The following is a 15,815-nucleotide window of genomic DNA, read 5'->3' as shown; positions in this document are numbered from 1 at the left end:
TACCCTAGCTTTTCTGATATTTGTACTTTAAATTTAAAACAACAAAAATGAATTGGATCATATTGATCATTGCTGGGTTTTTTGAAGTAGCTTTTGCTTCTTGTTTAGGCAAAGCCAAAGAAACTTCTGGGATCATCTCGACCTACTGGATGGTGGGATTTTTTGTTTGTCTTTCAGTCAGCATGTTGCTGCTTTACAAGGCCACGCAGGTGTTGCCAATTGGTACTGCTTATGCCGTTTGGACAGGTATTGGGGCGGTTGGGACTGTTTTGGTCGGGATTTTTATTTTTAAAGAACCGGCAACTTTCTGGAGGATCTTTTTTCTATCGACTTTGATCGCTTCAATTATTGGGCTGAAATTTGTTTCTAGTCATTAATTTACAATAAAATTAGTTTTAAAACATGCAACAAAACGACGCCATCATCTTTATTTTTCTCGCTGTAATAGTGCTTTTAGTGCTGCTCATTTGCTTTATGATTTACCAATTGATTCAATCTAAAAAAGCAAAAGAAGACGCCGAAAAAAGTTTTTATGCCCTCGAAATGAAGGTCAACGATTTGCAATTGGAGACTTTAGAGTCAAAACTCAACCCGCATTTGTTTAAGAATATCCTCAATTCGATTCAATCTCATGCGTATCAAACTTACTTTGCGTTGGATAAATTGGCCAATGTTTTGGATTATATTCTCTACGAAAGTAAAAAGAAATTTGTCACTGCAAAAGAAGAAATTGATTTTGCAATGAATTTAATTGAAATCAATAAAATTAAAATCAGTCCGCTTTTCGAATTAAAAATAAAAACCAACATCAATCAGGAAGACAAGTTGTATGAACAGCCTTTGTTGGCGCCACTGATATCGATAGACTTGATCGAGAATGCTTTTAAACATGCAGATTTGCAAAGTGCTGATGCTTTTATTTCTGTGGTTTTTGAGTTTAAAGACAATGCTTTTTTTATGACCGTTTCGAATAAAATTTCGGATAAAAAAGTATTAAAAAAAGAACGAAGCGGTTTTGGACACACGACTTTGGAACATCGTTTGAGAATTATTTACAAAAATAATTTTAAACTCGAAAGATTTGTAGAAAACGATATTTATATTGCTCATCTAAAAATTGATTTACTTGAATACAAAACTGAAATGCTTGCTTCTGGACGATGAGCTGCCCGGCTTGATGTACCTGAAAATGCTTTGCGAACAAATTGCCGAAGTAGAAATTGTCAAGACCTTTAATGATCCCACAAAACTGCTGACCGAAATCCCGCAACTCGATTTTGATTTATTAATATCAGACATCGAAATGCCGGGTATGGATGGTTTGCATCTGGCTGAAATGTTACAGGACAAATTGGTGATCTTTTGTACGGCATACAAACAATACGCCGCAGATGCCTTTACAATTGATGCTGTAGATTATATTACAAAACCTGTAAAAATGGAACGTTTGCAAAAAGCGATTTCAAAAGCTTATGAGCGATTTCAGAAACCAGATTCTTCAAAAAAGTTCCTGCAGCTCAATACCGATAAAGGGAAAACCTTGTTGTATTTTAGCGAGATTCTTTATATTAAAACCGCAGAAAGTGATAGCCGAGACAAAACAGTGCTGTTGCGTGACGGCAGTTTCCTCAATTTGAAAAACATAAAATTTGATACGCTCCTCGCAGCATTACCCGAAGCCGATTTTTGTCGTGTAAACAAAAAGGAAATTGTAGCCGTAAAAGCCATTAAGTTTTTTAATCATAGCGAAATTGTGTTGCATCACACTGCACAAAACACTAAAAATAGTACGCTGATCATTAGCGAAACCTATCGCTCTGACTTTCTATCGAAGGTTAAGTTGTAACTTATTACAAAGTTTTTCCGCCTTGTTACATACATTAAAAATTAGCGGTAAATTTACTTTTTCGCTAAAAAATCTGTTCTGATATTTGCGGCAATTAATTAAAAAATGAGTTATGAATAACATAAAAAACTCTTTGTTTTACGTAACAATTATTGGAGGTTTTAGTGCTTTGATTTATTGGGTTATTTCAAAAGGTACAACGCTCGAAGTAGGACGTGGAATCGTTGCGAAAAAGATAGAAAGCAACCATTGGAATGATTTTTTGCATTCTATGATCGAAAATTTGCAGCATCCTCTGGCGATTTTATTAGCACAAATTGTCACCATTATTTTGGCTGCACGGTTGTTTGGATGGATTTTTAGAAAAATAGGACAACCCTCTGTAATAGGTGAAATGATTGCCGGAATTGTTTTAGGACCTTCTTTGGTCGGACTTTATTTTCCAGAATTTTCTGGGGCTTTGTTTCCAAAAGAATCGTTAGGTAACTTACAGTTTTTAAGTCAGATTGGTTTGATATTTTTCATGTTTGTAATCGGTATGGAGCTCGATCTAAAAGTACTTAAAAATAAAGCGCATGAATCTGTAGTAATCAGTCATGCAAGTATCGTAATTCCGTTTGCTTTAGGGCTATCTCTGGCTTACTTTATTTATGGCACTTTTGCACCAGATGGTGTAGCTTTTTCTTCTTTCGGACTGTTTATGGGTATTGCTATGAGTATCACTGCATTTCCGGTTTTGGCGAGAATTGTTCAGGAAAGAGGCATGCAAAAAACAAAATTGGGGACTATTGCCATTACTTGCGCTGCCGCTGATGATATTACGGCTTGGTGTATTTTGGCGGTGGTGATCGCGATCGTAAAAGCAGGTTCTTTTTTAAGTGCTTTGTACGTTATTGGTCTAGCCATACTTTACGTAATCGTAATGCTAAAAGTAGTGCGACCGTTCTTAAAACGTGTGGGTGATTTAAACTCAACTCGCGAAAGTCTGAACAAACCAGTTGTTGCGATTTTCTTTATTACCCTTTTATTCTCTTCTTATGCTTCAGAACTAATTGGTATTCATGCTTTGTTTGGCGCTTTTCTGGCAGGAGCTATTATGCCCGAAAATAATAAGTTCAGAAATATTTTTATCGAAAAAGTAGAAGACGTTTCCATTATTGTCTTATTGCCTTTGTTCTTTGTATTTACGGGTTTAAGAACGCAAATCGGATTGCTTAATGATCCTTATTTATGGAAAGTCACAGCGGTAATTATTGCCGTTGCCGTAATAGGAAAGTTTTTTGGAAGTGCTCTTGCAGCCAAATTTGTTGGACAAAATTGGAAAGACAGTTTGGCTATTGGTGCCTTAATGAATACACGTGGTTTGATGGAGTTGGTGGTACTAAACATCGGATATGATCTAGGCGTTTTATCAACAGAAATTTTTACCATGATGGTTATTATGGCATTGGTTACTACTTTTATGACAGGCCCGGCGCTAGATTTTATCGGATATCTTTTTAAAGAAAAAGCAACCGTCATTCCGCAAGAGATTGGTAACAAAAGCAAGTACAAGATTTTGCTTTCTTTTGCAACTCCTGAAAAAGGCAAAAAATTACTTAAAATTGCTAATAGTCTCGTAAAAAAGCAAGGTGATAATTCTATTGTCACAGCAATGCATTTGTCTTTAAGTACTGAAATTCATTCTTTTGATGTAAAAGACCACGAAAGAAAAATGCTGTTTCCGGTAATCGAGGAGTCAGAACGATTGAGCCAAAATATGGTGAGTGTTTTTAAAGTAACCAATGATATTGATATCGATATTATCGAATCGGCCAATCAAGGAGAATATGATTTGCTGCTCGTGGGTTTAGGACAATCTATTTTTGATGGTACTTTGTTAGGTAAGATTCTTGGTTTTACTACTCGAATAGTAAATCCCGATCGTTTGATTGATAAGTTTACAGGAAAAGAAGGCTTATTTGAAAATTCTCCTTTTGATGAAAGAACACGTCACATTATTGCTAAAACAAAAATGCCAGTCGGAATTTTTATCGACAAAGAGTTGGAGGATGTCAATCAGGTTTTTATTCCGATTTTTAGTCACGAAGACGCTTTCCTGATCGAATATGCGAAGAAATTAATCAACAACAACGGGTCTCAAATCACGGTTTTAGATGCCAGTGGCGAAGTAAAAAGCACACGTGACATTCAGGAAACGATTCGTTCAATCGAACAAATTGCACCCAATCATATCATGATTATGAATGACAGAACGATTAAGAAAGAGTTTTTAGAAACACAAAACCTAATGATTATAAGTCTGGATAGCTGGAAGAAATTAATAGAATCTCAAAGCATTTGGCTCAATAATACACCATCTGTTTTGATTTTGAAACCGTAGTTTTAAATTCCAAATTCAAAAAAAAATAAATCCCAAATCCCAATTAGTAAAAGTTGGAATTTGGGATTTTTTTACTTGAAATTTGTGTCAGTTATTACAATCCCAAATCAAGAACATAAGACAACTTTACTGCAATATTGTCTTCAAGTTTTAATAATTGATTCGGGCCATATCGGTAGAAACCACCTAAACCAAGGCCTTTGTAGATTTTGTTTAATTCGATTCCAGACTCAAAGTAACCTCTGTCAAGTGTTTTATAGGTCATTCCAACATGTTGCTCAGGTTGCTTCATATTTCCCCACGCCATTCTGGTCACCAACACCAGCGAAGGACGTACTTTTCTTAAAAGTCTGATGCGGTCTAAGCTATGTTTGAACTGAAAAAACACATACTGGGTAGAGAAGAATTCATTAAAATACATCGTTTCAAAACTGTTTCTTCCCGAAAAAGTAATACGCTGTATAATGGTTTCTTTGTTAAGATTATTTGGTGCGGTATTGTACAAATGGGTAATAGGAATATCGCCCATTGCGATTCCGCACTGCAAAAGCAAATTGGTTTTTTGTCCGTTTAAATATTTTTTTTCATATTCGGTTTTAAAATCTATTTTGGCAAAACTAAAATCGTTATCCAGTACATTGGGTAGTGATTGGGTGTACTGAAACGTGAATTTAGGGAATTGTTTGTCGGTTTCGGTGCGTCCGCTTGGCGTTTGCATAAAATCGCTAAATGGCGCCCAAACGATTGAAGCCATTGCCGTAGTCATCATGTAACTCGAATACAATTTCCCATTCAGATTAAAACGATAATCAAACATCGGCTCTACATACGTGCGCGACAACTCAAAAATCCCTTCCGTTTTCGGAATAATTTTCGACTGAACATTGGCTTTCCAGCTATGGTATTTATAAAAAGTACTAATGTTTATCGGGCGTGGATCGTAAATTTTAAATACACGTTTGTCAACCGCAAAAGTAGTACTTGCAATTTCCTTAATATCAGATGTGTAAGAAGTATTCAGCCAGGTATTGGTTTGTTTTTCTAATAAAATACCGGTGCCCAGATTGTATTTAAAATTACCGTCTTTTGTTCCGTAAGCTGTGTACCCTTCGATTCTGAAAACTTTCGAAAACCTATCGTTGGTAATACCTCCCAACCCAAGTCTAAAACCTTCATAGTTATTATAACTCACTATTTTTTTTAAATCCAGATCAATTGGCCCAACCGGAAGATAACCGTTTATGATTTTTCGGCCCAAGCCCAAACGTCTTTCGATTCTTTTATTGATAGAAAGGCTGTCGATTAAAAGATAGGTTTTTTGACTTTTTACGTCTAGTTTTTCCTTTCGGTATTGATCCCAGAAACTTTCGGGCTGCTTGCTGGCATTTTCTTTTATTTCGATATAAAGAGAAGGGTCTTTTATCTTCGGATGTGTATTGTATTGGATGTCGAAGTTGTTGCTTTCAGAAAGCAGATAAGTAAAATCGGAAGCGACTTTTTTTCGTGGTTCAAAATTTTCTTCTTCGTCTCCATCAAACTGAATAGTTCCGCCCAGAATTTTGATATCATTTCTGTTTTTACCTTTTACAATTTTGAAAGTCGTATTGCTTTGAAACCAAATTTTTTCTTCGGGAACGTATGTAAATTCATGTATTCCGCTAATGTCCAGAACACCTTTTATCCGCATCACGGCTTTCGCAACAGCGTAATTCTCGCTATCGATATACAAAACTCCTTCCAGTCCTGTTGATTTTCTTGTTTTTTTATTTTTAAAGTGAATCATGTACGTTTCTCGACCATTTATGACAACCGTGTCCAGAAGTTTATAGCTGTAATCACGCTTAGCATCACTGGCAATCGGACTGTTATATTTTGTCTCAAACAGCTCGTATTTGTTGTCATAGATAGAAATAGATTGCAGGTTGAAAGCAATAATTTCGTAAACAGGTTCTTTAAAACCAGCCATTTTGGTTCCTAAAATAGTTTCTTTTAAGGTGTTTTTATCAAACTGATATTGTGATATTTTTTCGGTTTGAAATAAATGTTGCTTGCTTATTATTTCTTTAAACTTGTAATCTGAAGAGTCAATATTTACGATTTTTTTGTCCAGATCTTTATAAGCAGTAGTGGTATCAACACGTCCGTCAATAGAATCGGGCGTTGCGGTTACGATAAGTTTGTTGTATGATTTATATTCAAAACTATGTAGTTTTTTAAGTGGGTCGTTTTGGTTTTTATTAAGAATGACTTTTCTTAAAATAGTCAATGCGGGATTTTCATTAGAAATAACCACTTCTTTTAAATCGGCTGTTCTTTCGGTTAGCGATACGGCATAATATTTTTTTGCCGTGCTTACGGCTATATTTTTGGTGTCAAAACCAACGTAAGAAACAGTAATAGAGGTTGTGCTTGGCGTAATAGTAAGCAGAAACTTTCCGTCAACATCTGTTATGGTGTTGTTGTTTTCAGAGGTTGTAATAGTAGCAAACGGAAGAGGTTTTTTGTTCGAATCGTTTACAACTCCATTTATTTGAAATTGCGCTTGCAACGAAAGCGTAAAAAACAAAGTTAGGAAACAAAATAGCTTCATAGAGAGGTATATAGAGTTGAAACGGGATTATTTAAGTTTTGGTATGGCAAAAATAACAATAAAAAAATCCGTCTGGTACATTTTTACCAAACGGATTTTTAATTTATTACAGATAATTTTAAACTTTCATAATTTCGGCTTCTTTTGCCGCCAATAATTCATCAATTTTTTTAATAAAAATATTGGTTAAGTTTTGCACTTCTTCTTCGGCAGATTTGCAAATGTCTTCTGAAGTTCCTTCTTTTTCTAATTTTTTAATATCACTATTGGCATCTTTACGTACATTACGTACCCCAATTTTAGCGTCTTCTGCTTCTGCTTTTGCTTGCTTTGCCAATTCTCTACGGCGATCTTCTGTTAGAGGCGGCACACTAATAATAATCATGTCTCCGTTGTTCATTGGGTTAAAACCAATATTGGCGACCATAATTGCTTTTTCGATCGTGTGCAACATATTTTTCTCAAAAGGCTGCAAAGTAATGGTTCTGGCATCAGGAACGCTAATTTTTGACACTTGCGAAAGTGGCGTTGCAGATCCGTAATAATCTACAAAAACACTTCCAAGCATGGCCGGAGAAGCTTTTCCTGCACGAATGTTAAGAAATTCTTTTTCTAAATGCGCAATCGAACCATTCATAGATTCTTCAGTACTATCTAATATAAATTCTATTTCTTCAGTCATTTTTTTTTAGTTTTCGGTTTTCATTCTTAGTTAAAGTTCAAGTTTGTGCAACTTAAAACGGTTACTAACGACTATATATTAACTACAGTTCCTATGGTTTCGCCTTCGCAGATTTTTAATAAGTTTCCAATTTTGTTCATATCAAAAACAACTATTGGTAATTTGTTTTCCTGACTCAAAGTAAAAGCGGTGGTGTCCATGACATTCAATCCTTTTTTCAATACATCATCAAAAGAGATGAAATCAAATTTTACTGCCGAAGCATTTTTTTCTGGATCTGAATCATACACACCATCAACGCGGGTTCCTTTCAAAATAACATCAGCATTGATTTCAATTCCTCTTAAAACTGCCGCAGTATCTGTTGTAAAATAAGGATTTCCGGTACCGGCACCAAAAATTACGATTCTTCCTTTTTCAAGATGGCGATCTGCTCTTCTCTTAATGTATGGTTCTGCAATAGACTCCATTTTCAGAGCAGTTTGCAAACGTGTCTTCATTCCTTTGTCTTCCAAAGCCCCTTGCAAGGCCATTCCGTTAATTACTGTAGCAAGCATGCCCATATAATCTCCTTGTACTCTATCCATACCGGCACTTGCTCCCGCAACGCCTCTAAAAATATTTCCTCCCCCAATAACTATAGCAATTTCGACTCCTTTACTGTGAATTTGCTTAATTTCTTCGGCATATTCGGCTAGTCTTTTAGGGTCAATCCCGTATTGTAAATCACCCATTAAGGCTTCGCCGCTAAGTTTTAGAAGAATTCTTTTATATTTCATGTGTGTGTTGCGTTAATTTGTGCAAATATAGACATATTCTGATTTTTAAAAATAATGTTTTAAAAAAATTAATTGCTCTTTTATTTTAATTTTTTAAATATAAAATACCACATAAGATGATAAAAATCATCCTCTTGTCTTTTTTAAATTCTTATTTTTATAGTATCAAAAACTAAAATTTATGAAAAGTATTGTAGCCAAAGCATTATTCAACAGTCATTCTTATGCCGAATATCGAAAATTAGTGACCGATTTATTATCCGAAGGAAAATCAACAGGCGCTGAACAGTCTGAGAGCTTGACGCATTATACGAGTTTGAATGAAGTTCGAATGAATCGTCTCGAGAAAACCATCACTATCACTGAAGATGTGATTGCAAAACTTCAAAATTTAGATCATCATTATATATGGTTGGTACTTTCTGAAGGTTGGTGCGGAGATGCGGCACAGATTTTACCTATTCTGAATAAAATGGCCACAGCATCTCATAAAACAATTGATCTTAGGATTGCGTTACGCGATGAAAATGACGATTTAATGAGTCATTATCTAACCAACGGAGGAAGAGCAATACCCAAAGTAATTGTGATTTGTAAAGAAGCAGGAATCGTTCGTGCAGATTGGGGGCCAAGACCCAAAGGAGCTGCAGAATTGATCGCAAACTATAAAAAAGAATTTGGCGGTATTGATGAGAAAATTAAAACCGATTTGCAGCTGTGGTATTTGCAGGATAAAGGAATTTCGGTTCAGAACGAATTAATCGACATTATGGAAAATATCAAGTACAATAGATTGTAATTTTTTGTTTTGCATTTAATCGTTAAAAATTGTATTTAATCGGGTAATATGTTGTTTTTTAAGTATATATGTTTAAAAAAATCTTAAAATATTTGCTTCTAAAGTAAAATGTTGTACTTTAGTCGAGCCAGCCCGTATCTATTATTCATATTTTTGATTTACTATTTTTATTGGTGTCTATTTAATGTCTAACTATTAAAACGCACTATTATGAAAAGGTTATTTGAAAATTTTTACGATTTTTTTTCAAGATTTTTGTTTGGAGGAAAGAGAATATCTCACTACTAGCTCCAAAAAAAAGTATCAAATAGTAGCGATACTTTTTAAGCCACGAGTTAGCACATTGCTCTCATTCAGGATGGGTAATGTGCTTCTTTATTTTATTGCAGTTTGAGACTTTCCTCAAACAAAGTAACATCGATAGCGTCTTTTACGTCGTAATCACCAATTTTTGTGCGACGCAAGACTGTTAAGTGTGATCCTGAATTCATTGCTTTTCCAAAATCAAAAGCGAGCGAGCGAATATAAGTTCCTTTGCTGCACACAACTCTGAAATCGATTTCCGGCAGTGCAATTCTCGTAATTTCAAATTCGTGTATCGTTGTTTTTCGGCTTGCAATTTCGATCGTTTCTCCTGCGCGTGCATGTTCGTACAAGCGAACGCCATCTTTTTTTATGGCAGAGAAAATAGGCGGTTTTTGATCAATTTCGCCTAAAAATCGTTTTACCGTTTCACGAATTAATGCTTCATCAATGTGAGAGGTTGGAAAAGTCGCATCAATTTCGGTTTCTAAATCATAAGATGGAGTAGTGGCACCGATGTAAAAAGTTCCAGTATATTCTTTGGCCTGGCCTTGCAATTCGGTAATTCTTTTGGTAAATTTTCCCGTACAGATCAACAATAGTCCGGTGGCTAAAGGATCTAAAGTTCCGGCATGACCAATTTTGAATTTTTTGGGAAGTCCGACTTTGTTAATCAGTAAATATTTTAATTTATTGACAGCTTGAAACGAACTCCATTTTAAAGGTTTGTCTATCAATAAAATTTGTCCGTCAAGATATTCTTCAGGTGTCATTATATGATCGTAAGGGGATGAATAAAAAAGTGAATCAGCAATAAGACGATTCCGGCGATAATTCGGTAATAACCAAAAACTTTAAAGCCATTTTTAGTCAAAAATCCGATGAAGGTTTTGATGGCTAAAAGGGCTACAATAAATGCGACGACATTTCCGATTACTAATAAGTTTACCTGATCTTGAGACAACTCAAAACCCGCTTTGTAGTAATCATAACATTTTTTTGCTGTCGCGCCTAACATAGTGGGAACCGCCAGAAAGAATGAAAATTCTGCTGCTGTTGTTCTGCTTAGTTTTTGAGACATTCCGCCCACAATACTGGCACCACTTCTTGAAACTCCCGGAATCATAGCGATACATTGAAATAATCCAATTTTGAAAGCCTGTAAATAACTAATTTCCTGAGAAGATTCGGTTGTATTGGGGTTGTTAAACCATTCGTCTACTTTCAATAAAATAATTCCTCCTACTAAAAGTGAAACGGCAACGGTAACAGGATTTTCTAATAATCCATCAATAAAATCACTCAAAAGCAATCCTAAAACGACGGCAGGAATAAAAGCGACTAAAAGTTTAAAGTAAAAATCAAGTGTTTGAAAAAAACGTTTAAAATACAAAACCACTACCGAAAGTATGGCTCCAAGCTGAATAACAATCGTAAAAAGTTTGGTAAAATCTTCGTGGGCAATTCCAAAAAAAGAAGAGGCAATAATCATGTGCCCTGTTGAAGATACAGGTAAAAACTCTGTAATTCCTTCAATAATGGCAAGAACGATAGCTTGTAAGGTATTCATTAAAGTTAAATTTTAGCCCCGATCGTTTTCAGGATAGATTTTAGATTCAGGATGTGTCAGCTTTAGCAAAGTCGAAGACTTATCCAATCAAGATCTTGAAGATCTATTTATTTTGATTTTTTAAAAATAGAATAAATGGTGATTCCAAAACCAATCAAAACGGTAGTTGGAGCCAATCGGATGCGTCTAAAATTAAAAACTTCTTCGTTAAAAACATTAGGGTTATCACTTCCTCCACCCGACATTAGTATAAAACCTAACGCAATCACGGCAATTCCAACCAAAAGAATTTTATAATTGATAGTGTCAAAAAGAAATTCTTGTTTTGGTGTTTCTATATTATTTTTCATTTATGATAAAGTTTTTTAAAATCTAAAATCTAAAGTCAATAATCTAAAATTAGTAAAGGTCGTCTGTTCTTAAATTTAAGAAACGTTGTGTTGCAAAGTGCGTACTCACCCAAGTGATCAAAATGCCAAGCCCAAATACTGCCAATAATACGATACCAATTAAAATTTTGTCTTCTAAAATTCCTAATCCTGGAAAATTAGTTTCTACGTAAAGTAATAGCGCAATCAACGCAATAATCGCTAATCCGGCACCTAACATTCCTAGTTTTACGCTTCGCATTACAAATGGTTTACGAATAAAAGCTTTTGTTGCGCCCACCATTTGCATGGTTTTGATAATAAAACGGTTCGAATGTATCGACAAACGCAATGAACTATTGATCAATAAAACAGCAATTACGGCAAGAAATCCACTCACGATCAAAATCCACATACTGACTTTTTTGATGTTGTCGTTTACCAGATTGACCAATTGTTTGTCGTAAACAATATCAGAAATCATGGCGTTTTTATGCAAACGGCTTTCTATTTTTAGAATGCTGTCTCTTTCTACATAATCTGCTTTTAAGTGAATGTCAAAAGAGTTTAACAATGGGTTTTCTCCTAAAAAAGTTAGGAAATCTTCGCCAATAATATCAGTATGTTCTTTGGCAGCCTGCTCTTTGGTAACATAAACGTATGATTTTGCAAACGGAGCCCTTTTTAATTCGGTATTGAATGCCTTTATTACACTATCATTTGCCTCATTTTTAAAGAAAACCGTCATCGCAATTTTTTCTTTAAAATCATTGGCCAATTTTTTAGAATTGATAATGAATAATCCAAGTACGCCCAAAAGGAACAATACCAGAAAAACACTTAATACAACCGAAAAATAAGAGGAAATTAACCTGCGTTTTTGAAATTTATCGAAGTTAGAACTCATAGTTTGCTTTAATTTGGTGGTAAAAATAATAAACAATTTCTTTATTTGAAGTTAATAACGGCCAAACTTTCAACTTTCGTACAATAAATGTAAATTTGCGGACTTAATTCGGTGGCGAAATCGTAGAATCTTTGTCACTTTGCAACTTTGAACCTTTTTATAATGAAATACAATCCGAACGAAATCGAAGCGAAATGGCAAAAATATTGGGCTGAAAACCAAACTTTTGCTGCAAAAAATAATTCTGAAACCCGAGGCGAAGCCAAACCTAAACATTATGTCTTAGACATGTTTCCTTATCCGTCTGGTGCGGGTTTACACGTTGGGCATCCGCTGGGATATATTGCTTCAGATGTGTATTCTCGTTTCAAAAGACATCAGGGATTCAATGTGTTGCACCCAATGGGTTACGACAGTTTTGGTTTGCCTGCGGAACAATACGCTATTCAGACCGGACAGCGTCCCGAAGATACAACCCGTGTAAATATTGATGGAGGAGTTGATAAAGAAGGCAAACAAATCGCTGGTTACCGAAAACAATTGGACAAAATTGGTTTTTCTTTTGATTGGAGCCGCGAAGTACGTACTTCAAATCCGGATTATTACAAACATACGCAATGGATTTTTATTCAATTATTTAATTCTTGGTACAATAAAAATGCAGACAAAGCCGAAGATATTTCAACCTTAGTTTCTATCTTCGAAAAAGAAGGAAATGCCAATGTAAATGCGGTTTGCGATGATGCTATTGTTTCTTTTTCGTCAAGCGAATGGAACGCGTTTTCAAAAGACGAGCAAGAAAAAATTCTTTTGCAATACAGGTTGACCTATTTGGCTGAAACCGAAGTAAACTGGTGTCTTGGTTTAGGAACAGTTTTGGCAAATGACGAAATCGTAAACGGCGTTTCAGAGCGTGGAGGCTATCCTGTTATCAGAAAAAAAATGACACAATGGAGTATGCGAATTTCTGCTTATGCCGAACGCTTGCTTCAAGGTCTAAACGATATCGACTGGAGTGAGTCTATAAAAGAATCACAAAGAAACTGGATTGGGAAAAGTGTTGGTGCGCTTGTAAAGTTTCAAGTTTCAAGTTTCAAGTCTCAGGACGTTGCACAAAGTGAGGCAACTTTAAACTTTAAACGTGAAACAAATTTTATAGAGGTTTTCACCACTCGCCCCGATACCATCTTCGGAGTGACGTTTATGACTTTGGCACCAGAACATGATTTGGTAGCCAAAATTACAACTCCAGAACAAAAAGCAGCGGTTGAAGCGTATATCGAAAAAACAGCAAAACGTTCAGAACGCGAGCGTATGGCCGATGTAAAAACCATTTCGGGTGTGTTTACGGGAGCGTACGCCGAACATCCTTTTACCAAAGAACCGATTCCGGTTTGGATCGGTGATTATGTTTTGGCGGGTTACGGAACAGGTGCTGTAATGGCCGTTCCGTGCGGCGATGAGAGAGATTATGCTTTTGCGAATTTCTTTAAAGGTCAAAATGGAATGCCAGCCATCAAGAATATTTTTGATAAAGATATTTCTGAAGCTGCTTTTGGAGCCAAAGAAGGCTTTCAATTAGTAGATTCTGATTTCTTAAACGGATTGAATTACAAAAAAGGAACTTATAAAGTTATTGAAGAATTAGAAAAAATAGGGCAAGGAAAAGGCAAAACAAATTACCGTTTGCGTGATGCTGTTTTTTCCCGCCAGCGTTATTGGGGAGAACCTTTTCCGGTGTATTATGTAAACGGATTACCGAAAATGATTGATGCGCAACATTTACCAATCATTTTGCCAGAAGTAGAGAAATATTTACCAACAGAAGACGGTTTGCCTCCGTTAGGAAACGCCGCAGTTTGGGCTTGGGACAGTGTTAAGTGTTCAGTTGTCAGTACTGAGTTGATAGATCATGCCACGATTTTTCCTTTAGAATTGAACACGATGCCAGGTTGGGCGGGAAGTTCCTGGTATTGGATGCGTTATATGGATGCGCACAACGAAACCGAATTTGCAAGCAAGGAAGCTTTGGCGTATTGGGAGAGCGTTGATTTGTATATTGGAGGAAGCGAACATGCAACTGGTCACTTGTTGTATTCTCGTTTTTGGAACAAATTCTTAAAAGACAAAGGTTTTGCCCCAACCGAAGAGCCCTTCAAAAAACTGATCAATCAGGGAATGATTTTGGGAATGAGTGCTTTTGTATTACAATCATATCATGAATCAATTAATATAGAACCAATATATTTATCAAAAGATTTATTAAATTTAACAGATGTTGAATCAAATCATTTTGACATTAAAGATAAATTTTACCAAGATAAAGGATTGTCAAATGATGAAATATCTCAAATAAAATTTAGATATATTCATATTGATATTTCATTATTAAAAAATGAAACCGATGTTGATTTAGGTAAATTAAAAGATTGGAGAATAGAATTCAAAAACGCACTATTTATTCCTAATCAAAAAGGTGAATTTAAAGTTCTACGCGAAGTCGAAAAAATGTCGAAATCAAAATACAATGTAGTTACGCCAGATGATATTTGTGAAGAATATGGAGCTGATACATTGCGTTTGTATGAAATGTTTTTAGGACCGTTAGAGCAGGCAAAACCTTGGAATACCGCTGGAATTTCGGGAGTTTTTGGTTTTCTTAAAAAATTATGGCGTTTGTATTTTGATGATAACGGTTTAATCGTAAACAACGACGAACCAACCAAAGACAACTTAAAATCATTGCACAAAACCATCAAAAAAGTGGCGGAAGATATTGAGAGTTTCTCTTTTAATACTTCGGTTTCTCAGTTTATGATTTGTGTGAACGAATTGTCAACTCAAAACTGTCATTCAAGAGCAATCTTAGAACCTTTAGCGATTTTGGTTTCGCCTTATGCGCCACATATTGCAGAAGAATTATGGTCACAGTTAGGAAATACAACTTCAATTTCTGAAGTTCCTTTTCCAGTTTTTGAGGAAAAACATTTAGTGGAGACCAATAAAGAATACCCGGTTTCTTTCAACGGAAAAATGCGTTTCACCATCGAATTGCCTTTGGATTTAACCAAGGAACAAATTGAGGAAATCATCATGAAAGATGAAAGAACTTTAAAACAATTGGATGGAAAAACTCCAAATAAAGTGATTATCGTTCCCGGGAAGATTATCAATTTGGTGGGTTAATCAGATTTTTAAATTCCAATATTTTATAAATTCCAAATTCCAATTTCACGATTGGGGTTTGGATTTTTTTTTGTTTTTGACAAAAACATACACGCAAAGTCTTTGCGAGGAACGAAGCAATCACATTCAAAGAGCAACGAACGAAGTTCCTAAACTTGATATTTCCGACCAAAGAGAAATCTCCGCACGCAAAGCACGTCAGAATTTCGGTTCCAACATTAATTTTTTACCAAGAATTGTACGAATTGAATTGGTGGAAATTTGAATAATTTGTGGCAAAAAAACGATTCTCAAATTGTAATTTGGAATTTTTATATTAAAATTTTAATTTCCATTGTAACATTTTAATAGTTCTCGTATCCAAAAGGCGGATCCGATTAATTAACAACTTAAAACTATTAA

The 15,815-nt window shown here is 35.3% G+C and carries 13 protein-coding genes; 6 read left to right on the top strand and 7 right to left on the bottom strand.

From position 1 onward, the window contains the following. Window positions 1-47 precede the first annotated feature (47 nt). From LNP22_RS03375 to LNP22_RS03360, 4 genes are all read left to right on the top strand, one after another. Window positions 48-377, top strand: coding sequence for a DMT family transporter (locus LNP22_RS03375; protein WP_210666129.1), 330 nt, complete (start codon window positions 48-50; stop codon window positions 375-377). A gap of 25 nt (window positions 378-402) precedes the next feature. Then, window positions 403-1,164: a sensor histidine kinase gene (locus LNP22_RS03370; protein WP_229975333.1), complete on the top strand. Its 762-nt coding sequence runs from the start codon at window positions 403-405 to the stop codon at window positions 1,162-1,164. Continuing rightward, window positions 1,127-1,846, top strand: coding sequence for a LytR/AlgR family response regulator transcription factor (locus LNP22_RS03365; protein ID WP_229975332.1), 720 nt, complete (start codon window positions 1,127-1,129; stop codon window positions 1,844-1,846). Before LNP22_RS03370 ends, LNP22_RS03365 begins: the two co-directional genes overlap by 38 nt. 112 nt (window positions 1,847-1,958) lie before the next feature. Next, entirely contained in the window at window positions 1,959-4,229 is a 2,271-nt protein-coding gene (locus tag LNP22_RS03360) for a cation:proton antiporter (protein ID WP_229975331.1), read from the top strand. Between the two features lie 94 nt (window positions 4,230-4,323). Here the strand turns inward: LNP22_RS03360 and LNP22_RS03355 are convergent, their stop codons facing one another. The 3 genes from LNP22_RS03355 to pyrH form a co-directional block, all read right to left on the bottom strand. Continuing rightward, a complete protein-coding gene (locus tag LNP22_RS03355) occupies window positions 4,324-6,819 on the bottom strand; it encodes a DUF5686 family protein (protein WP_229975330.1) in 2,496 nt (831 codons plus the stop codon). A 118-nt stretch (window positions 6,820-6,937) separates the two neighbouring features. Next, window positions 6,938-7,501 (bottom strand): ribosome recycling factor, encoded by a 564-nt coding sequence (frr, locus tag LNP22_RS03350; protein WP_229975329.1) that lies wholly within the window; start codon window positions 7,499-7,501, stop codon window positions 6,938-6,940. A 71-nt stretch (window positions 7,502-7,572) separates the two neighbouring features. Further along, the gene (pyrH, locus tag LNP22_RS03345; protein WP_210666122.1) at window positions 7,573-8,280 is read right to left on the bottom strand and encodes a UMP kinase; all 708 of its coding nucleotides are present in this window, start codon (window positions 8,278-8,280) and stop codon (window positions 7,573-7,575) included. A 181-nt stretch (window positions 8,281-8,461) separates the two neighbouring features. Between pyrH and LNP22_RS03340 the strand changes: the two genes are divergently transcribed. Further along, entirely contained in the window at window positions 8,462-9,079 is a 618-nt protein-coding gene (locus tag LNP22_RS03340) for a thioredoxin family protein (protein WP_229975328.1), read from the top strand. Window positions 9,080-9,459: 380 nt separating this feature from the next. Here the strand turns inward: LNP22_RS03340 and truB are convergent, their stop codons facing one another. From truB to LNP22_RS03320, 4 genes are all read right to left on the bottom strand, one after another. Next, on the bottom strand, window positions 9,460-10,155 hold the full coding sequence (gene truB / locus LNP22_RS03335; RefSeq protein WP_229975327.1) for a tRNA pseudouridine(55) synthase TruB: 696 nt from the start codon (window positions 10,153-10,155) through the stop codon (window positions 9,460-9,462). Then, window positions 10,155-10,952 (bottom strand): undecaprenyl-diphosphate phosphatase, encoded by a 798-nt coding sequence (locus tag LNP22_RS03330; RefSeq protein WP_229975326.1) that lies wholly within the window; start codon window positions 10,950-10,952, stop codon window positions 10,155-10,157. The genes truB and LNP22_RS03330 overlap by 1 nt, the downstream gene beginning before the upstream one ends. 107 nt (window positions 10,953-11,059) lie before the next feature. Further along, window positions 11,060-11,302 carry a DUF3098 domain-containing protein gene (locus tag LNP22_RS03325; RefSeq protein WP_229975325.1) on the bottom strand — a complete coding sequence of 81 codons (243 nt, stop codon included), beginning with the start codon at window positions 11,300-11,302 and terminating at the stop codon, window positions 11,060-11,062. Between the two features lie 49 nt (window positions 11,303-11,351). Beyond that, window positions 11,352-12,227 carry a cell division protein FtsX gene (locus LNP22_RS03320; RefSeq protein WP_210666117.1) on the bottom strand — a complete coding sequence of 292 codons (876 nt, stop codon included), beginning with the start codon at window positions 12,225-12,227 and terminating at the stop codon, window positions 11,352-11,354. Between the two features lie 162 nt (window positions 12,228-12,389). Here LNP22_RS03320 and LNP22_RS03315 point away from each other — a divergent pair, with 162 nt between their 5' ends. Then, a complete protein-coding gene (locus LNP22_RS03315) occupies window positions 12,390-15,413 on the top strand; it encodes a leucine--tRNA ligase (protein WP_229975324.1) in 3,024 nt (1,007 codons plus the stop codon). Window positions 15,414-15,815: the final 402 nt, after the last annotated feature.

It is taken from the genome of Flavobacterium flavipigmentatum (assembly GCF_020911905.1).
Taxonomy (GTDB): domain Bacteria; phylum Bacteroidota; class Bacteroidia; order Flavobacteriales; family Flavobacteriaceae; genus Flavobacterium; species Flavobacterium flavipigmentatum.
Note: the sequence above shows the minus strand (reverse complement) of the source record. Positions and strands in the feature narration are given on the sequence as shown.